Annotated in this window: 30 protein-coding genes and 1 pseudogene; 10 read left to right on the top strand and 21 right to left on the bottom strand. The window is 57.6% G+C overall.

Features of this window, described 5'->3' with window-relative positions; all coding sequences use genetic code 11:
* Nucleotides 1–30 precede the first annotated feature (30 nt).
* Complete coding sequence (locus HX801_RS03235; RefSeq protein ID WP_106118259.1) at nt 31–411, top strand: hypothetical protein; 381 nt, start codon at nt 31–33, stop codon at nt 409–411.
* A 45-nt stretch (nt 412–456) separates the two neighbouring features.
* Here HX801_RS03235 and HX801_RS03240 read toward each other — a convergent pair whose 3' ends face one another.
* From HX801_RS03240 to HX801_RS03250, 3 genes are read right to left on the bottom strand one after another with little or no spacing between them, the layout of a single operon-like run.
* Complete coding sequence (locus tag HX801_RS03240) at nt 457–648, bottom strand: hypothetical protein (RefSeq protein ID WP_054919598.1); 192 nt, start codon at nt 646–648, stop codon at nt 457–459.
* Entirely contained in the window at nt 645–995 is a 351-nt protein-coding gene (locus HX801_RS03245) for a hypothetical protein (RefSeq protein ID WP_106118260.1), read from the bottom strand. Before HX801_RS03245 ends, HX801_RS03240 begins: the two co-directional genes overlap by 4 nt.
* Complete coding sequence (locus HX801_RS03250) at nt 995–1,366, bottom strand: hypothetical protein (protein ID WP_054919604.1); 372 nt, start codon at nt 1,364–1,366, stop codon at nt 995–997. The genes HX801_RS03245 and HX801_RS03250 overlap by 1 nt, the downstream gene beginning before the upstream one ends.
* An 88-nt stretch (nt 1,367–1,454) precedes the next feature.
* On the opposite strand from HX801_RS03250, the gene HX801_RS03255 reads away from it, so the two are divergent.
* Both HX801_RS03255 and HX801_RS03260 read left to right on the top strand, forming a co-directional pair.
* On the top strand, nt 1,455–1,634 hold the full coding sequence (locus tag HX801_RS03255) for a type II toxin-antitoxin system HicA family toxin (protein ID WP_054919606.1): 180 nt from the start codon (nt 1,455–1,457) through the stop codon (nt 1,632–1,634).
* Between the two features lie 53 nt (nt 1,635–1,687).
* A complete protein-coding gene (locus HX801_RS03260) occupies nt 1,688–2,116 on the top strand; it encodes a type II toxin-antitoxin system HicB family antitoxin (RefSeq protein ID WP_054919609.1) in 429 nt (142 codons plus the stop codon).
* A 96-nt stretch (nt 2,117–2,212) separates the two neighbouring features.
* Here the strand turns inward: HX801_RS03260 and HX801_RS03265 are convergent, their stop codons facing one another.
* The 17 genes from HX801_RS03265 to HX801_RS03345 all read right to left on the bottom strand — a co-directional run bounded on the left by HX801_RS03265 (nt 2,213) and on the right by HX801_RS03345 (nt 12,132).
* The gene (locus tag HX801_RS03265; protein ID WP_054919610.1) at nt 2,213–2,428 is read right to left on the bottom strand and encodes a hypothetical protein; all 216 of its coding nucleotides are present in this window, start codon (nt 2,426–2,428) and stop codon (nt 2,213–2,215) included.
* Nucleotides 2,429–3,055: 627 nt separating this feature from the next.
* Nucleotides 3,056–3,610, bottom strand: a complete 555-nt coding sequence (locus HX801_RS03270) for a YfbU family protein (protein ID WP_177021551.1) — start codon at nt 3,608–3,610, stop codon at nt 3,056–3,058.
* 118 nt (nt 3,611–3,728) lie between these two features.
* Nucleotides 3,729–4,046, bottom strand: coding sequence for an FxLYD domain-containing protein (locus HX801_RS03275; RefSeq protein WP_177021552.1), 318 nt, complete (start codon nt 4,044–4,046; stop codon nt 3,729–3,731).
* A 192-nt stretch (nt 4,047–4,238) separates the two neighbouring features.
* The gene (locus HX801_RS03280; RefSeq protein WP_177021553.1) at nt 4,239–4,784 is read right to left on the bottom strand and encodes a hypothetical protein; all 546 of its coding nucleotides are present in this window, start codon (nt 4,782–4,784) and stop codon (nt 4,239–4,241) included.
* Complete coding sequence (locus tag HX801_RS03285) at nt 4,781–5,080, bottom strand: hypothetical protein (protein ID WP_177021554.1); 300 nt, start codon at nt 5,078–5,080, stop codon at nt 4,781–4,783. Before HX801_RS03285 ends, HX801_RS03280 begins: the two co-directional genes overlap by 4 nt.
* Nucleotides 5,077–5,475: a hypothetical protein gene (locus tag HX801_RS03290; RefSeq protein ID WP_177021555.1), complete on the bottom strand. Its 399-nt coding sequence runs from the start codon at nt 5,473–5,475 to the stop codon at nt 5,077–5,079. Before HX801_RS03290 ends, HX801_RS03285 begins: the two co-directional genes overlap by 4 nt.
* A complete protein-coding gene (locus HX801_RS03295; protein WP_177021556.1) occupies nt 5,472–6,845 on the bottom strand; it encodes a replicative DNA helicase in 1,374 nt (457 codons plus the stop codon). Before HX801_RS03295 ends, HX801_RS03290 begins: the two co-directional genes overlap by 4 nt.
* A complete protein-coding gene (locus tag HX801_RS03300) occupies nt 6,842–7,672 on the bottom strand; it encodes an ATP-binding protein (RefSeq protein WP_177021557.1) in 831 nt (276 codons plus the stop codon). Before HX801_RS03300 ends, HX801_RS03295 begins: the two co-directional genes overlap by 4 nt.
* A complete protein-coding gene (locus HX801_RS03305; RefSeq protein WP_177021558.1) occupies nt 7,656–8,393 on the bottom strand; it encodes a helix-turn-helix domain-containing protein in 738 nt (245 codons plus the stop codon). Before HX801_RS03305 ends, HX801_RS03300 begins: the two co-directional genes overlap by 17 nt.
* Nucleotides 8,390–8,626, bottom strand: a complete 237-nt coding sequence (locus tag HX801_RS03310) for a hypothetical protein (protein ID WP_177021559.1) — start codon at nt 8,624–8,626, stop codon at nt 8,390–8,392. Before HX801_RS03310 ends, HX801_RS03305 begins: the two co-directional genes overlap by 4 nt.
* Nucleotides 8,623–9,051 carry a hypothetical protein gene (locus HX801_RS03315; protein ID WP_177021560.1) on the bottom strand — a complete coding sequence of 143 codons (429 nt, stop codon included), beginning with the start codon at nt 9,049–9,051 and terminating at the stop codon, nt 8,623–8,625. The genes HX801_RS03310 and HX801_RS03315 overlap by 4 nt, the downstream gene beginning before the upstream one ends.
* Nucleotides 9,048–9,644, bottom strand: coding sequence for a hypothetical protein (locus HX801_RS03320; RefSeq protein ID WP_177021561.1), 597 nt, complete (start codon nt 9,642–9,644; stop codon nt 9,048–9,050). Before HX801_RS03320 ends, HX801_RS03315 begins: the two co-directional genes overlap by 4 nt.
* The gene (locus tag HX801_RS03325; protein ID WP_177021562.1) at nt 9,641–10,456 is read right to left on the bottom strand and encodes an ORF6N domain-containing protein; all 816 of its coding nucleotides are present in this window, start codon (nt 10,454–10,456) and stop codon (nt 9,641–9,643) included. The genes HX801_RS03320 and HX801_RS03325 overlap by 4 nt, the downstream gene beginning before the upstream one ends.
* The gene (locus tag HX801_RS03330) at nt 10,453–10,746 is read right to left on the bottom strand and encodes a hypothetical protein (protein ID WP_177021563.1); all 294 of its coding nucleotides are present in this window, start codon (nt 10,744–10,746) and stop codon (nt 10,453–10,455) included. The genes HX801_RS03325 and HX801_RS03330 overlap by 4 nt, the downstream gene beginning before the upstream one ends.
* A complete protein-coding gene (locus HX801_RS03335) occupies nt 10,743–11,069 on the bottom strand; it encodes a hypothetical protein (RefSeq protein WP_177021564.1) in 327 nt (108 codons plus the stop codon). Before HX801_RS03335 ends, HX801_RS03330 begins: the two co-directional genes overlap by 4 nt.
* 8 nt (nt 11,070–11,077) lie before the next feature.
* Nucleotides 11,078–11,413, bottom strand: a complete 336-nt coding sequence (locus HX801_RS03340; RefSeq protein WP_177021565.1) for a hypothetical protein — start codon at nt 11,411–11,413, stop codon at nt 11,078–11,080.
* 419 nt (nt 11,414–11,832) lie between these two features.
* Nucleotides 11,833–12,132: a Cro/CI family transcriptional regulator gene (locus HX801_RS03345; RefSeq protein WP_177021566.1), complete on the bottom strand. Its 300-nt coding sequence runs from the start codon at nt 12,130–12,132 to the stop codon at nt 11,833–11,835.
* Nucleotides 12,133–12,239: 107 nt separating this feature from the next.
* On the opposite strand from HX801_RS03345, the gene HX801_RS03350 reads away from it, so the two are divergent.
* The 7 genes and pseudogenes from HX801_RS03350 (at nt 12,240) to HX801_RS03380 (ending at nt 15,999) form a co-directional block, all read left to right on the top strand.
* On the top strand, nt 12,240–13,034 hold the full coding sequence (locus HX801_RS03350; protein WP_177021567.1) for a S24 family peptidase: 795 nt from the start codon (nt 12,240–12,242) through the stop codon (nt 13,032–13,034).
* Nucleotides 13,035–13,206: 172 nt separating this feature from the next.
* A pseudogene (locus HX801_RS03355) lies at nt 13,207–13,437 on the top strand (response regulator transcription factor); the annotation flags it as partial.
* Between the two features lie 152 nt (nt 13,438–13,589).
* On the top strand, nt 13,590–13,748 hold the full coding sequence (locus tag HX801_RS03360) for a hypothetical protein (protein WP_177021569.1): 159 nt from the start codon (nt 13,590–13,592) through the stop codon (nt 13,746–13,748).
* A gap of 40 nt (nt 13,749–13,788) precedes the next feature.
* Entirely contained in the window at nt 13,789–14,241 is a 453-nt protein-coding gene (locus HX801_RS03365) for a hypothetical protein (RefSeq protein WP_177021570.1), read from the top strand.
* Complete coding sequence (locus HX801_RS03370) at nt 14,238–14,990, top strand: hypothetical protein (RefSeq protein ID WP_177021571.1); 753 nt, start codon at nt 14,238–14,240, stop codon at nt 14,988–14,990. Before HX801_RS03365 ends, HX801_RS03370 begins: the two co-directional genes overlap by 4 nt.
* The gene (locus HX801_RS03375; RefSeq protein ID WP_177021572.1) at nt 14,987–15,721 is read left to right on the top strand and encodes a metallophosphoesterase; all 735 of its coding nucleotides are present in this window, start codon (nt 14,987–14,989) and stop codon (nt 15,719–15,721) included. The genes HX801_RS03370 and HX801_RS03375 overlap by 4 nt, the downstream gene beginning before the upstream one ends.
* Nucleotides 15,718–15,999 (top strand): hypothetical protein, encoded by a 282-nt coding sequence (locus HX801_RS03380; RefSeq protein WP_177021573.1) that lies wholly within the window; start codon nt 15,718–15,720, stop codon nt 15,997–15,999. The genes HX801_RS03375 and HX801_RS03380 overlap by 4 nt, the downstream gene beginning before the upstream one ends.
* Before the next feature lie 152 nt (nt 16,000–16,151).
* Here HX801_RS03380 and HX801_RS31925 read toward each other — a convergent pair whose 3' ends face one another.
* A complete protein-coding gene (locus tag HX801_RS31925; protein ID WP_256344202.1) occupies nt 16,152–16,478 on the bottom strand; it encodes a hypothetical protein in 327 nt (108 codons plus the stop codon).
* Between the last annotated feature and the right edge of the window lie 295 nt (nt 16,479–16,773).

A 16,773-nucleotide genomic window follows, 5' to 3' on the forward strand; every position in this document is an offset into this window, starting at 1 on the left:
GAGGATCATTCAAAGCAAGGAGCACGCAGCGTGTCGAAATACAGAATCGAAGAATCGCGCCCCGACTGGTACAAGGGCTTAGGGCCTCTCTACCAAATCCACGATGAAACCGGCCCCATTCGTCATCTACGGTGGGATTACGAGCCCACCGCTATAGCTGTTCTCGATGACTTGGAAAATGGTCGTGCGCTGTTGGCGGACATCAACTACAAGCTGAATGGCACATCGCACAAGAGCGAGGCTCCTGCTCACTTTGCCGAGAACGAAGATGTCATCTACTTCTTCGAGGAAGACAAACTTCCAACGTCGGACAGAGGCCTCACCACTACAGAAGAAAAGCGTGCGGCTCTCTTGAAGAACGGTTATTCGGAGATCGTCATCCACTGGGAATCAGTACCGCCATTTGAATAAATATCCGCGCCACGATTTGGCGCATACGAAAACGTGGCGCGGATTTCAGCTTGGCTGCCTGATCTTGCTGACGATGGATTGGGCAGATTCCCGCACCTCTGTCTCGCGACCGTCAAAGGTGCGGACAATTGCGTGGATGCCCCGGTATTGCGTGCTGGTTGAGGTCTCTTGCACATGAGCGATGGCGCTGGGGGCAAAGTAGTGGCTGTACCCGTTGTGGTCAGTCAGCTCGATCATGGTCGCTCCTCAGTCTGTGCCCGCGTCAGCGCCTCACCTGCTTTGTCGGCTGCTTTGCTGGCCGTGTCAGCTGCCTGAACGGCGGTGTGGGATGCCTCTTGCACCTTCACTGCTGCGTCTTGGGTCTTCTCGGCAAGGTTGGTCAGCCGGAGGTCACGCTTGCCGAGGGCCGCCACGTAGGCCTCGCGCACCTCGGTGAGTTGCTTGGTGTGTTCGGCAGTGGATGACCACACGCCGGCTTGCCAGCCCAGGGTCGCGCCTCCGGCTACCAGCACGAGGGCAATCAGCCAACCTTCAACCCGACGCCACCAGTGACGGGCGATGAACTCCATTGCGCATCTGTCCATTAGTTGTCATCTCCCAGCTTCGTGCGCAGGCGGTGGATCTCTTCGCTCTGCAGCGTGACGCGCTCGGTAAGTTGGCCGACTTGGCTGGTGAGCGCCTCGATTTTGCCTTCCATGCGCCCTACTGCTGCGGCGAGCTCGTTGCGCTCTTTCGCGAACTGGTCGGCTCTGGCCTCGGCGGCGTTGGCCCGGGCGCGCTCGGTGTCGAGCAGCTCATTCAGCCGGCGCACGGTGCCGATGTCGGCGTTATCCATTGCCCGGTCGGTCGCGTCTTTGGAGAGGAACTTCCTCAGCCAGAGCAAGCCACCAAGCACTACGGTGCCCGTACCACTCAGCCACGCGAGCGTCCCTGGGCCGAGGTCGTTTGGGTCCATCCGTCTCTCCAAATGAAAATACAACATAAGTGTTGTGTTACAACAAAAGTGTTGTAGAATAAACTCACCCCAACAACGAGGCGAGGTGATGAAGTTCAGCGAGTTCAGACGATGGTTGAAGGCCCAAGGGGTGACCTTCGAAGCTGGCAAGGGAAGCCACTTCAAAGTAATCGCCCCAAACGGCAACAGGACCACCTTCGCGGATCACGGAAGCAAGGAAATGCCCGAACCGACCCGCAAGGCGATCATTAAACAACTGGGGCTCTGATGAGCCCCTTCACCACATCTGCACGCTGAGCGATCACCTCCAAAGGAGTGACCATGTACAACTACGCAATCCGCTTTGAGCAGGACGACAGCGCTCCCGGCCTGGCCGTGTTCTGCCGTGACCTGCCAGAGCTGAACAGCTACGGCGACGACAAAGAACACGCGATCCGTGAAGCGCAGGACGCGATTGAGAGTGCGCTATCCATCTACGTCGACGAGCGCCGAGCGATTCCAGCGGCATCAGCACCCCAGGCCGGCGAACACGTCATCCACTTACCAGCGGTGACCGTGGCAAAGATCGCCCTGTGGAATTCGATGATGGATCGGGATATGCGCAAGGCCGACTTGTGCCGGTTGCTGGGCGTTCACCAGGCCCAGGGCGATCGCCTGGTCGACTTCCTGCACACATCGAAGATGGAGCAGCTGGAAAACGCCTTGGCCGCACTCGGTAAACGCCTGTCGGTGTCTGTTGAGGCAGCCTGAATAGGTGCCAGGGCGAACCCTGGCGGTTTGTGCTTGTGTGTCGTCATCTCGACGATACGGCACGTCGCTGCAACGCCTCACGGCGTGGCGGTGCAATCACCCCTGTTCGGGATTCAGTGGCTGAGCAACTGCCGCCGCGGTGGTGACGGTCACTGAGCCTTGGTACATCGTTTTCAGCTCCGCGACATACACGGGCTGCTTGGGCGCCTGCTGGACCATCTGTTCAGCACGGGCGTTCGCCTCATCCTCGGTCGCGAACTGGGTCTGCAGCGGCGAGTTGGGAAAAGGCTGAGGGATCACTACATATGGCATGGTTTCACCTACTGAGTTTGCTGACGGGGACTATCCCGAATAAAGCGAATAGGCGCGGGCAACCGGACGCGATCCATGCTGCTGATCCGGCCTCTGCTCATCCTTGAGCATTCACCCACATAAAACTCGTTGATTGGCGGAATGCGGAGGAGTCGAACCCCTACCGTTTCCAGCAACACCGGGTTCAAACCGGCTTGCCTACCACTTGGCGCCGCCTTCCAGAAACGCAAAACCCCGCACGATGGCGGGGCTCTTGAATGGGTGCAGGTGGCTGGCGCAACTCTCCAGCTCTGGTGGGGCAGATCGCCGGGTCACGTACCCTGCCCTCTCATCGCGTAGCCGCCCATTGTCCGCACGGGATTAGACGACGCCTCTACCGACTTAGCCCAGCTGCCTGGACGATAACCTGCATAAAACAATCAGGCATCAGCTGCGCAATATGCGCAATTCCAATCCCCATCAAACTACACACAGCCCGCGCAGTGTCTGCTCTTGCGCAAACTGCGCAGGTGCGCAGGTGCGCAGGTGCGCACTGACTGCGCAGAACTGCGCACTCTGACTATGTCTTTCGCATGATTTTTTGGCATAAAAAAACCCGGCGCTTGGCCGGGCTTTCGCAGAAGTTAATTAGCGATTATCTGGGTGGATAGCCGCGTTAAGGATCTCTGCCATTTCTTCTATAGAAAACGCGTAGTCGTCGTGGCCTTTACCGAGCGACTCACTGGCATCAAGCATGCGCTCATAGACCCCAGACATCTGCATATGCGCATTGAAATCGCGGCCTTTGAAACTGCTCCAGCGTCCCATTTCTTCGACGAGGATGTGCGTTGTCGACATCCCGTCCCTATCACCACCGTTTCCGTCGAAACCTCGAAAACGCACTTCGGTCCCATATATGGGAGACAACGATGCTAACTCTGACTTTTTTTCATCTGAAAGTGCGTCAAATGAGTGCTCTAAGCGCTGCCATAAATCTAAAACGTTAGCTACGAACTTCACGTCCTTCGGCGTCTCTTCACTGTCATCAAACAAGCCAGGATATCGCCAGTTGAGCGCCCAAGTTCGCCCGGATAGCACCTTATCCTGTACGAACAATGGATCGAGTCCATCCTCAATTTTTAACGCTGCATGGATATCAGTAAGCAACGCAACGATCAATCTCTGCTCGTTTGTAAAATCCATTTCCATCACCCAATTAGGACTAGTTGGCGATATGCCATAGCCAGAGACCATCCTAGCCGAAACTGGGCTTTTGGAAAAAAATAAAACCCGGCGCGGTAGCCGGGTTTAGGGTATCAAATCAGTAAATATCGATGCCGCTCAGTTTGGCTTGGGCAAAAGGCGCGGTGGTTGGTGCCGAAAATTTCCAGTTCTCCCCAGCGCCAATGTCCGTTGCGTGAGCCACTGTGTTGCCGATGACATTTCCGCCCGCGTCATAGAGTTTGAACTTCACAAATACAGCACCCAGCGGCGCATTGGTATTGTTGTGAGCCGTGCCCATTACTGCGGTGAATCCTTCCGGCGCCTGGCCTGCATGAATATCGGACAACGTTACCCGGTCATCTGCAATTACAGCCGTGGACATAAGAAGTGCTGCTATGGCGAGGATCTTCCGCATCGGTACTGCTCCATTTTGAATAGAGCTCAACCTTTGCCCAACCCTTGAGCGCTGTCAACTTCGGCACAGATGAAGTCCGTTCGATAGGCATAAAAAAACCCGGTTCAAGGACCGGGCTTTATGTTCGGCGCGGGCCTACCTAAGCACGCACCGAACCGCAGGTTAAGAATCTAAACGGTCACTCGGTCACTGTCAAGCTGCGCTTTGCAACAGCAGGCCATTCTCCTCGAGCAATGACTCAACGACGATGTGCGCTGCGTTCACCTGGTCATCGAGCCAGCGCATGGTCGTTGCCCTCCATCTACGTAGCGTACGGTCTGGCGTTCCGTCCGCGTCCCAAGTGTGGATCTCGTAGAAGCTGGCCGGCAGCCCCCGGCGGCGCTCCGGCACCATCCAGGCCATAACGCACTTGGTCTTAAACAGATGGTGCGCCGGGCTGACCACTCGGGGGATCAGGTAGCGGGCGGCCTCCTGGACCTCCCCCTCGTTCACCGAGTACTTGCCGGCCAGCGCGTGCCACTGTGCGTCTGCCAAGGTGCGCTTGAGCATTGCCCGTGTCATCGCATCCTGCGTTGTGCGCTCCTCCGGCGATAGCCCGTCATCAATCCTGCTGGTCAGCAATTCATCATCGGCGGATGCCTTGAATCGGTTCTGCCATGCCGGCTTGGAGGTGCCGTCGTGAATCTCGATCGACATCACTCGACTGATGCAATGTCCTGCGTCCTTGTAAATGCTCATGCTGCCCTCCGAATGCGGCGAGGTGGTGGGTTGTCATCCAGACCGAGCAGGTTGCGCAGCAGGAGGTCGGCGGTATTGCTCTTGGCATTGCCCTCGGCTACCCAGCGTTTGCAGTAATCGCCGAACTCAATGTTGACCCTGGTGGCGTGCCAGCTGGCGACCATATCCAAGAGGCAAGCCATAGCGGCGGCACCGCCGAGTTTCTCCTTTGCCAGGCTCTCGCCGGCGATCTTGAGGAATTTGCGCTCGTGTTCGAAAAGGCTCTTACGCGGCGATGCCGCAGTGACGTTACTCATTGAGGTATCCCCGCTTCAATAATCTGTTCGACCTCTTCGACGATTTGGTCAAAACGGCCTTCTGGCAATTCGTTTCGTAGAGCCCGGATCAGCATCTGGTCGCGGCTCTGCCAGTACGGATCGGTGCGACGCACCTCCGTCCTGAGTTGCTTCATGTGCACCAGTAGCCGCTGGCGATCGCGCCTGATGTGCTTCAGCGCGGCATTGGCCCTGTGGTACCAAACCGGATCAGCGTATTCGCCATCGGCTTGAGACTTTCCTTTCACAACTCCCAGCTGGCATTCAAGTCGGATTGAGTCGCGGCTCAATTCCTCGTCGAGAATCTCGCACTCGGCGAGGGTGGACGGCATTTCACGCGGCCCGTTAAGACTCGGCCTTGCGTTGGTGGTACTCATGCGTTCTTTCTCCCCCTGTACTGGCTGGCGAAGGGGCGACTGATTTCAACCTCTTCCTGGCTGGGCTCGCGGCCCGCGAAATTTACGAAACGGGCGAACTTGCCCTGCTGCTGAACAACACACGATCCAACAGGCGCGTGCCTGCACTTGGGCATGATCAGCTCGGTGACACCGTTCTGGCCCTGCTCGTCGTCCATGTCCCGATGGACAAGGATGATGCAGTGGGCATCAGCCTCGATCTGTCCGGAGTCGCGCAGGTCGGAAGCGATCGGTTTCTTGCCCGGCCGCTTGGTCGAGTCACGGTTTAGCTGGGCCAACAGGATCACCGGAACCTCCAGTTCCTTGGCGATGTTGACGATCCCGGTCGATATCTTGCCGAGCTCGGCGGTACGGTTGAACGCCTTGCCATCTGATCCGATCAGGCCGATGTAGTCGATCACCACCACGTCGAGGCCGTGTTTGCGCTTGACCTGGCGGCAGATACTCCTGATCCGCGCGACGGTAAGGCCCGACTTATCGCTGACGTACAGAGGCCTATTGATGATCTTGTTGACTGCCGAGGTCAGGCGCGGCCAGTCGTCATCCTGCAGTTGGCCGTTATCGAGAACCTGCAGATCTACGCTGCCCAGGGAAGCCAGTGCGCGGTTGGCCAGCTCTTCCTCGGGCATCTCCAATGAGAACACCATGCCAACGCCAAGCCCAGAGCAGGCAATGTGCTGGGCGATCTGCAGGCCGAGCGTGGTCTTACCGCTCCCGGGCAGGCCGGCGACGATGGTCACGGTTTTTTTGCGTAGGCCGCGGATTAACTTGTCCAGATCTACCAGGCCAGTGGTGAGCCCCGACTGAACGGCGCCGTTGAACTTGGCATCGATGATGTCAATGTTTCGCGTCACCACTTCGTCCATGCGTTTGTAATCCGGCTCGCCGGTGTCCAGGTCGCGAAGATCTGCCATCGCCTGTTGCGCGCCTGCGATGATCTCAGCCACTGGCCTGTTCTCGTTGGCCGATTCGCGCACGGCATCAGCCGCCTGCACCAGGCGACGAAGTACTGCTCGTTCCGTGACTGTCCGCGCGTAAGCCTTCCAGTTGGCCGTGCTGGGCGTATTTTTGGCCAGTTCGCCGGCGTAGGCGATGGTCGCCCCACCACTGGGAAGATATGGCCTGAAGTCGTGAAGAGTGACCGGGTCAACCGGTGCACCAGTTGCGTGCAGGTCGAGCATTACCTGGAACAGTGCTGCGTTTTCCGGATCGTGGAAGTCGGCAGTGGTCACGCTGGCCGTGATCGAATCAAACAGGTCGCCATTCAGCATCAGGGAGCCCAGCAGCGCGTGCTCCGCTTCGTCGCTATACAGCTCGCGAAAGTCGTTCATGTGCGCCCCCGTGCCGAAGCCCAGGTGAAACCGGCCAGCAATGCGCCGTTTTCGCGCAGCCGATCCAGTGCCCGAGCGCCGATGTATTGCTCTAGGCTGGGGGCGCAGCGCCCTTCCCCGTCCGGCTTAGAAGTCGGATGCAGGTTGGAGACCACCACGGTAGGACGAATCAGGTTGTAGCGTTTGTCGATCACCTCATGTAGCACCGCCAATTCGTATTGGGTGCCCGCCTGGGCGCCGACCTCATCAATGACCAGCAGGTCGAAGCTCGCCAGCTCATCAATCACATCGCCTTCGGTATAGCCTGAGTCGCGGGCCATGGAGCGCTTGAATACTCGGATAATCTCGGCGGCGGTAGTGATCACCGCGATCGCGTTCAGCCCGATGACTTGACGAACAATGCTGCAGGCCAGATGGGTCTTGCCGGTACCGACATTCCCGGTCAGGAGCAGATTGCGACCGGCAGCGAAGTGCTCGCCGAAGTTATCGGCATAGCCCTTGCACTTTTCAAGCGCTCCGACCATCTCCGGGGCGGTGGCGCGGTAGGTAGCGAAGGTGCTATCCGAGAATCGAGGCGAGATACCCGAGCCGACGAGCGCGCTGTTGAGGCGTTCGGCCGCAACCTGAGCCACGGCGAGGGTGTGCGCTTCGCTGCCAGGCTCCGCAACGCGCAGACCTTGGAACTGGCATTTCTTGCAGGGTCGGACCTGCATCGATCCGTCGAACTGTTCCACCTCGGTGCGAGACTCTACTTCCGGATGGTGCGGGCAGTTGCCAGAGAACGTGCGCAGTTCTGGCTGGCGGCGGAAATTAGAACGCTGGGCCATTGGGAGCCTCCTGCAAATACATTTCGTCGGTGTGGGCTGGCAGGTTGGTGAAGGCGGTCTGGCTGGTACCGGCCGGCTTGAGTACGTCGGTCCAGCGCTCTCCGTTTAGCCAGGTCGACGCCATCGGCACGTATTGCCCGTCATCCTTGGTCCAGTCGCGAGAAACGCGATGGTTGCCCAGAGCGGTCGTCAGCACCTGGCGAAGTTCGGCGCTCGGCTTGAGCTTCTCCCAGGCCTTGCGGGCATCCTTCTTCGACTTCTTGTTGGGGTATAGCTTCCAGAACACTTCGAAGGCTTCGGCCAATTCCACTTCCGATATGCACAAGGTTTTAGGTTCCTTGACTGGTTCAGAAGAGTGACTGGTTCTGGGGGCAGCTGCTGCCCCACCCCCTGGGTTATGTGCTGCCCCAGGTGGGTTATCTGTTGCCCCACCCACTAGGGCAGATGCTGCCCCACCGTCGAGAGTCAGGTGAAAGAGATTTGACTGATTCAGCTCACCTTTACGGCGAAACTCACGACGGAGAAACCCGGCCTTTTCCAGCTCGCGAACATGCAGCTTCACCGTCGAGCGGCCAATCTCGCACTGGTCTGCAATGTGCTGGTAGGACGGCCAGCATTCGCCCTGATCACTGGCGTTGTCGGCCAGCTTGACCAGCACCAGCTTGCGCAGCGGGTTGCCCACCTTGGTTTTCATGGCCTTGACCATCAATTCCATACTCATATGTCGAGCTCCCGTGTTACCCGGGCAATGAACGCGTCATAGCTTTCGGTCATGACCACGCCGCGATCCTCCAGCGCGCCTCGTAAGGCCTTGGCCATGGCGTAGACCTCCCAGCGGTCGCGCTCAGGCAGGTGACGGCAATTGGAATAGTTGGGCCAGGGACCGGCTACTACTTCGCTGGTGCCGGGCTGTACTGCTGCGATTGCAGTGGTTGATTCCAGTGGAGTGGTCATAGCTGCACCTCCTTGGCCTTTCCGGTGGCATTGCAGCGCGGACACGGCTTAAACCGGTTGCCCGTGTCGCAGCCCCAACCCGAAAGCCACATGCCGGAACCCGCGCAATCGTGGCACTTACCGGTCTCGACCTCGTAATCGGCTTTGGCCTGATCGTGCTCAGCTTGGGTAACCACGCACTTTGTGATCGAGCAGTCGCGCCAGGTCAGTTGACCCTTGCGCTCGCCACTCTTGAGCCGTCGCGGAACACCGCCCTCGACCACACAGTCGTGGGTGTCGCCGATCATCTCGAACTTGCACCACCGCCATTCCGGCGGCTGTCCAAGCTTCTTGCGAGCGACCACGTTGAGCCAATTCGGCGGCAGCTCTGGTTCTGGTTTCACGTCGACCAGTTCCAGCAGGTCAGTTGGTTTCAGTGTGTTCATTGAAGAGTCTCCGAACCCGGGGCATTGGCCTTGGTCAAGTCGTCTCCAGCGCTGCCCGGAGCTGCACCAGTCAGATTCTCGATCAGCAAGCTGAGTGCGTTCATGGCATCAAGCGAATGCGCGCGGGCGAGGTCAAGCTCCACCAGATGAGGTGAGTTGCGCTTGATATGCTCATGCACTCTGCTGACGTAATTGAAGCCAGCCCAGGCCAAACTGAGGTCCGGTATGCCCATGAACGCCGTTTTCGGTAGAGGAGCGCACGGGGTTGGCCTAAGTGGGATTGGCAACGACTTAATCTCAGACCCGCCCAGCAAGCACTGCCTTTCTTGATCCAGATGATCTGTCGAGACCGTCTGAACGTCATGCCCGGTTCTGCGCCTGAACATCACAGCAAGCGCCATGCAGGCCTCCATCATTCTCACATGGGTGTCGTCTCGCTCGTGGATTTCGCCCCCCTCAGAAACAACCTCGACTGCATCAGCCAGTTTTTCGAAAGACATCAACAACAGTGCCGCGTCTTCGAACTTTTCGAAGTGGGCCTCGTTGATAATTTCCACGGTCTGGGTCGATGGAGATTCGGTAATTTTGGTCATTGAGCATCGCCCCCGTCGTACTTGGCCAGGGTGTGCCGGCCATCCCATTTCGATTTCATGGTGAGATCGCCTTTCATGTAGAGCTGATGCAAGCGACAAGCGCCGTCGAGCAGCAGAATCAGGTCGTATTTGATGAACGAGTCAACGCCTTCGGCGCTGATCTTCCGAGGCCTTTCCGTCAGGTACCGGTCACGAACGCGGCTGGCCACCCTGTAGCGGGGCTTGCTGTTCTCATCTGTCGCAGCGTTATAGATCCAGCCCAGGCGCAACAGTGAGCTGTTCACCTGGGAGCAATTGACGCCGTTCAGCCGTTTGCAGAACTGCGTCGGGGTCTCACCGGTCATGAACAGGCTTTCCAGGCTGGCGATCGTGTCGGCCTGCTGCTTGTTCTCAAGCGAAAGAACTTCGTTCTGCTCCTCAAGGTCAGCTGCCAGGCGCATCGCTTCTGCCCGGGTTTGCGGCACAGCGAAAGGTTGAGGTCGAAAGTAGCTGTTCACCAACTGCCGCTGGACGGTCCACGCCAGATCATCAGTCAGCGACTTGACCAGCATCAGGTAGCCTTGCTCGGTCAGGACGATCAAACCGCGGTTTGGCACATCCAAACCAAAGGAACGAAATTCGTCCTTTTGCCCTGCGGTAATGAGCTGGAAGTCCTGGCCATCAATTAAGCGGGTGCGGTGCTCGTTGAAGTTCCGCTTGGCGGTTCCCTCTGGACGCTCATGCACCTGGTCAATCATGGCGAGCGTGACGACACGCCGGCCGCGATACTCAACGATGGGCAGCTGGGTCTGGTGGATGGTGATTGTGTTCATTGATCACCCCCACTTTCCCGCGCCACGTTTTCGGGTTGCGTGTTTTGTGGCGCGGATTCGCCAAGCTCCTTGAATTGGTCGATAGCGCTATAAACTCCGCCAAAGCCGGTATCGTTGAAGTACTTCGCCACCTCAAACAAAGCACCGATCCCTTTCCCGCCGTCGTGCAGGTGGTCCAGGTGGATAGCCTTGATCAATGCGTGCTGCCATTCGAGCACATCTTTGGCCGCGCACAGCTGGAACTCGGCTTCTTGGGCCGCCTCTTGCATGGTTGGTATTTGCTCGTTCATTTGGCCGCTCCCTGGTGGGGGAGGTTCTGCAGCTTGTATGCAGCGGCAGCGCCGGCTTCGGCCATAGACATCGAAAGCAGCGCAAGCGAGTTGATGAGCCAGCCAGCACTCATTGCGACTTCTTCGCTCAATTCGTTGCGGCTCGCTGCGTTCGCGATGAGTTCGCCGATTGCCGCAACACCGTGCAGCGTGCTGATCTGGAAGTTGTCGTTGGCGTTTTCCACGGCTTGAAGCCGCTCAACCTGATCAGGCGTGAGTTTCGCGCCCCTTGCTGAGCAAGCTGGAAACTCGCGCTCAACGTCGACCAATAACTGATTCCACATTGGAGGCTTCATTGGCCACCCCCTGAACTCTCAATTTCCGAGGGGAGACCGCGCTGAACAGACCATAGGAGTGCGCTGACGCTATCGGCCACAAATTTCAAAGTGGCCATACCGTCGCAATAAACCATCTCGCCATAGTTCAGGCTCTCGTGCATGTGCTGGCAGATCTGGCCGAGGCCAGAAGCGAGGGTGCGCGCCTGCTGAATTGCGTCACGGGAGCAGATACCGGGAACGACTTGGAGCATGTACTCCCCCTTGTTATCAATAGGGGTTTCGCAAAAACCGACTTCAGTTGTCAGGGGCTCTTGCGCAGTTTGTTGGGCAGTGCTATTTTTCGGGTGCATGAACTCGTCCTCCAACAGACGAAGAAGTACTGAAACGCTTGTCCAACCAAGCGCTGGTAAAGAAGCCCGCCTCCAACAGCGGGCTTTTTTGTGCGTGTCTTTCAGGTCCAACCCATCGTTACACGACACAAAATATGCGACCCCCTCCCCTGAGAGGTTCGCTGCCTACCCTAGTCGGGCGGCGGGAATAGATGCCTGGGCGCGCATATCGCGTCCTCCTAAAGTGGAACTCATATCTAAGTAGTGCTGGGCGACTGCCCCGCAACGGCTAAGTGATTCATTGGAAATATGAAATCTGCCCGATACGCCATTTACTTTGGCGCATATGGCGCCCGCGCATGCGCGGAAATGGAGTTTTCGCATGCGAAAACTTGCCATCTTCGGAAACGCCTCCGAAGGGCTGTCGGAGGGAGCAGCCGTCACTGAACAACACCAGGCTGGGTACTGGATGAATTCACAGCAGCGATAGCAGTCTGCCCAACAGCACTGACTTGACCCACAATGTCTTCAAGGTCGAGGCGAGCCTTTTCCCGGCTCCCACCGGATGGGAATCCTTTGAACTCCAGGGCAGAAAAAACACCTGGAGCGCGCTCAGAAACCAAAATTAAACGACCAGACTTGAGAGCCTTGCTGATCGTGGTCTGACTGGAACCTAAGATTCTTGCTGCTTCGTCCTGACCGCGATCAGACACAAAGTCACTGAGGAGGATGGGCGTCATGGGCTCACCTAAAATTGTCACATGCCGCAAAAGATAACCTGCGGTGTTTTTATTGTAAACACCGCAGGTTTTTTGTTTTTCAACACCGAAGGTTATAGGCTTGCGGGATGAAGAAAAGACTGCTCACAGACACCGAACTCGCGGAGTGCAACGCACTCAAGCGGATCTATAACGCGAAGAAAAAAGAGCTTGGCCTGAGCCAGGAGAAGGTCGCAGAGGCGTTTGGCATGTCCCAAACGGCGATCAGCATGTACTTAAATGGCTTGAACGCCTTGAATGTAATGAGCGCTGCCCGCTTCTCCAGCCTGCTGAAAGAGCCGGTTTCTTCTTTCAGCCCGAGAATCGCCGGCACCATTGAGCGTTTGGCGAAAATCAACGTAACGACCGATGCAACGCCGGAGAATACTGACGAGGGAGTATCGCTAAGCCCTATCAAGGTTTGGGACGATGCCACCCCTCTCAGTGACGATGAGGTTTACGTCCCATTTCTCAGGGAGGTCGAGCTGGACGCCGGGTCTGGTCGATACTCCATTGAGGATAATGACTCCTCACTTCTGAGATTCGCCAAACGTGATTTGCGAAATAACAACGTGCAGTTTTCCAACGCACGCTGTGTAACTGTGCGCGGAAACAGCATGTTTCCGGTGCTTCGCGACGGAGCAACAGTCGGTGTTAACACAGGTAAAACATCCCTCGGAGACGTGGTCGATGGCGATCTGTACGCAATTAACCACAACGGTCAGCTGCGCGTGAAGCAGCTCTACAGGCTACCCACCGGCTTGCGATTCCGCAGCTTCAACCGCGACGAGTATCCCGATGAGGACTACACCTATCAGGACATTCAGGACCAGCAAATATCGCTCATAGGACACGTATTCTGGTGGGGAATGTTCGCCAAGTAGCTGTCTTCGCAAAAACCCAAGCCGCCCTGAGCGGCTTTTTTTTCGCCCAAAAAAACACCGCAGGTGCGCGCAAAGAGAAACACCGCAAAAATAAATAAAACCGCTGGTGTTGACACAAAATAAAACCGCAAGTAATGTTAATCCCATCGAGACCCCGTATGGAGCAACCATCATGATCACCATCACCGCCGGCAAGTGGGAAGGAACACTGGGCCAAGGCCTTGCCCCCCGGGAGCTGGAAGCCACTCTCTACGCGGCAGCAGACTTGACCGCTAAAGAGATCGCACGGCTGATGGGCATCACTCCAGGGACCGTCTCAAAGCGTTTGGACGATGCGAAGTTCAAGCTGGGCGTGCGCAGCGTCCGTGGACTGGTGATGGAGGCCTACCGGCGTGGCCTGATTCGATCCTGCCCTCCAGACCCGAAACAGACTGGCTCTGAACACGAAGGCGTCTTCCTGGCCTGATTGCTCGCCTCGTCAGGCGGAAAAAACAAACAGCAGTTTTGCGAAAGCCAAAAGCGCGGCCGGGATTCGCTCGGCCGAAGGAAAGTGAAATGGAAACCTACGAAGAGAGCTGGCCGACCGTCGTCACCCGCGCAGAGGCCCTGGCAGAAGTGAAAAAGCACGGATCAAGCGTCGATGAGTTCGACGAAGACCTCGGTGTTCACGAGCAATACAAGTCGGCAGATGTCCTCGCCTGGCTCGGCTACTAACCCCCTCCACCATCATCAAAATCAACAGCAGGAGTTGGACATGGACCGTAAGAAATTCAACCTCTGGAGGTCGCTCCGGAAACTGATCATCGGCGCAGTTGTGGCTGCAGTTCTTAGTGCTGTGCTGTCGATGACGGCGCCTGATGTTGTCAGCCCTTCATGCGGCGAGAATGCGATGTTTGCGTTTCTGTTAATTGCGCTTTCAGCAGGTATGTACGGCATTTTCGCCATGCTTGGCCTTGCCGATAAAGATAGCGCGGAAACACCGGCGGGTATGCACGAAGTTGCGGCTGAATCGCTACACATCGACCAACGCGTAAAGATGGCAGCGAATGCTCGACGCTACGAGTTCTTGCGAGACGTCGCATTCAACCTGAAGCTGCCTATCAAGGTGCGTGACTTCTACGGCAATCTGCTCGTTAAGGACGACCTGGACAGCGAGCTTGATCGTGTCATGAGAGCGTTCGCCGTCGGCGAGGATGTGCAGCAATGAAGCGCCGCCAGATCTCCCCGGCCGCCCTGCCCGCTATCGGCCAGCCGTTCGCCGGCGGCTTCTACGCTGGCCGCATCTTTTTCGAGGGCGCCGAATTCGCGCTGATTGATGCTGGGCGCGAATTTGAGACCACCGCACAGTGGTGGGACCAAGAAGGACCGAAACCGCGAATCCGTGGCACTCAAAGCCGTTACGACGGCATGACCAACACTATGGCCATGGCCGAAGAAGGAAGCGCCATCGCCCGCAAGGTGCTGGGTATGAACGTGCGCGGTTCCTGGGGCTGGCATATCCCGAGCATTGAAGAACTGAACATCCTGCGCTCCAACCTGCTCCAGCTCGAGGACTGGGGGCGCGATAGCCTTGGAGCTAAGCACGACGCCCCCAACGCTTTCGCCTGCACCCACACCTATTGGTCCAGCACGCAGAAGGAAGGATCGGCCACAGCCTGGTGCATGCATATGCTCCCGTGGAGCTATCCCGACAGCAACTGGGTTAGCCAGTGCAAGGGCATTCGGCCTGTAAAGGTGCTGCAGATCAAGGCTGATGCCTTTGTGCACCACCCGGCTAGTGACGCTAGGATCGTTGAAGGCATCGCCGCCCAGGTCGACCTGCAGGGCTTGACCGCCAGCCCTGCTGTTGCCGAGGTGCTGGGCCAGTTCATCAACGAGGACACCGGCCGCTTCTACGGTCGCACCGACGACCTGCTGGCCCGCCTGGCCCAAATCGCCGGGGAGGCTCGCGCATGAACAAGTTCAGGCGATTCGAACTTAACACCGCCGGGCGGGACTTCGCGGTCGGTGATGTGCACGGGCACTTCACCAAACTCCAGGCGGCGCTGGATGCAGTTTCATTCGAGCCAAAAGTGGATCGATTGTTCAGCGTGGGCGATCTGGTCGACCGTGGGCCTGAATCTGCTGATGTCGATACATGGCTGGCCAAGCCGTGGTTCTTCGCTGTACAGGGCAACCATGAAGCAATGGTCTACGACGCCTATCACTTCGATCCTGATGGCCGCGCCGGCAACCTCCACGTCGCCAACGGCGGCGCTTGGATGCTGGGTCTTCCGTCTGTCGAGCGTGGCTGCTATGCCGCCCTGCTGGCGGACCTTCCCATAGCGCTCGAGGTCGAGACGCCGGAAGGCCTGGTCGGGATCGTGCACGCTGACTGCCCCTTCCCTGCCTGGTCGATGCTCCGTGACGCACTTACAGGACAGATGCCCGGCCTGCTGAACGTTGAAGCGGTTTGCCAGTGGTCCCGCAGCCGAATGACGGACGAGAATCACGAGGGCGTCAGCGGTGTGCGGGCGATCATCGTCGGGCACACCCCGGTGCGCCAGCCGGCCATCCTCGGCAACGTCTACCACATCGACACTGGCGCCTGGATGGGTGGCCACTTTACGCTGATCGACCTGCACACGCTTCAGTGCTATCCGCCGGTCAATTCAAAACTGAACTGGGATTGGGAGGAACGCCCATGAAAACCATGGCCACCATGATCCTGCTGCTGCTCGCTGGCAGTGCCACAGCCAGCGAGCAGCTTATCGATGTGCAGCACGACAGCGTGCGCGGCGTCACCTGCTGGATCTTGAACAACACCGGCATCAGTTGCTTGCCGGATAGTTCGCTCCTACAGACACCCGCCAACACCACCACCGACGAAGGTCAGGCGGCACGGGCCTCTCTGGCAAATACCGAGGGTGAAAAAGGGCAATTGATCACCACCCCGCTCCCGCAGAAAAAGGGGTTACAGCTATGAACCGTCGAAACGGTACCAAGGGCCAGCGCCTGATCGAGTTGTTCAACGCCCTGCAGCGCCGGGAGACCACCTTCGGTCAGATCTACGCCATGTCGGCATCGTGCGGCATCGACGCGCGCCGGGTGCTCGCAGATTGCTTCAAATTTGATTGCTCACTTGAATTTGGGTTGGCCGCTTCGGGACTGGATGTCTTGGACCAGATCAGGCAAAAGCCCGCCAGTGGTCGCAAAGACTCGAGCCCGTTCAGCTCCCCAGACAAGGGCTTTAGTCATCGTTTCATGGGAGCGACTAGGGAAGAATTCCTCAAGGATCGCTACACCATCACCACGGTAAACACCGATAAAGAGCTGGGTTATGCCGTTACGATCAAGCCTCACCTGAACGTCTATGGAGGTACCGTCGCTAAGCTCTTCATCGTGACTGCGGTGATGAAGATCTTTATCTGCCCACTCCCAAAATGTGCTTCCACGCTTCTTCATGCTCACCTGTCCTTGATCAGCAGCGCAAGGGAAGTCCTACGCTTAATAAATACCTATACAAAAAATAAGCCTTTGTCAAAGCCACACCCTGAAAAGGACGGCTTTCTTGATGTGTGTCATCCCATTCATAAGCCATTTGGGCGTGCGCGGCGCGCGCGAAGGGGAAAAGTGCGGTGAAGCTATGCGCTACGTAACCGTAAGGAAATTTGCCAGCGAGTCTGGCTATACAGAGGACGCGATCCGCTCGAAGATCCGTGACGGCATCTGGCGGCTCGGTGAGATATGGATCAAGGCG

It is taken from the genome of Pseudomonas sp. G1002 (assembly GCF_013385455.1).
GTDB lineage: Bacteria > Pseudomonadota > Gammaproteobacteria > Pseudomonadales > Pseudomonadaceae > Aquipseudomonas.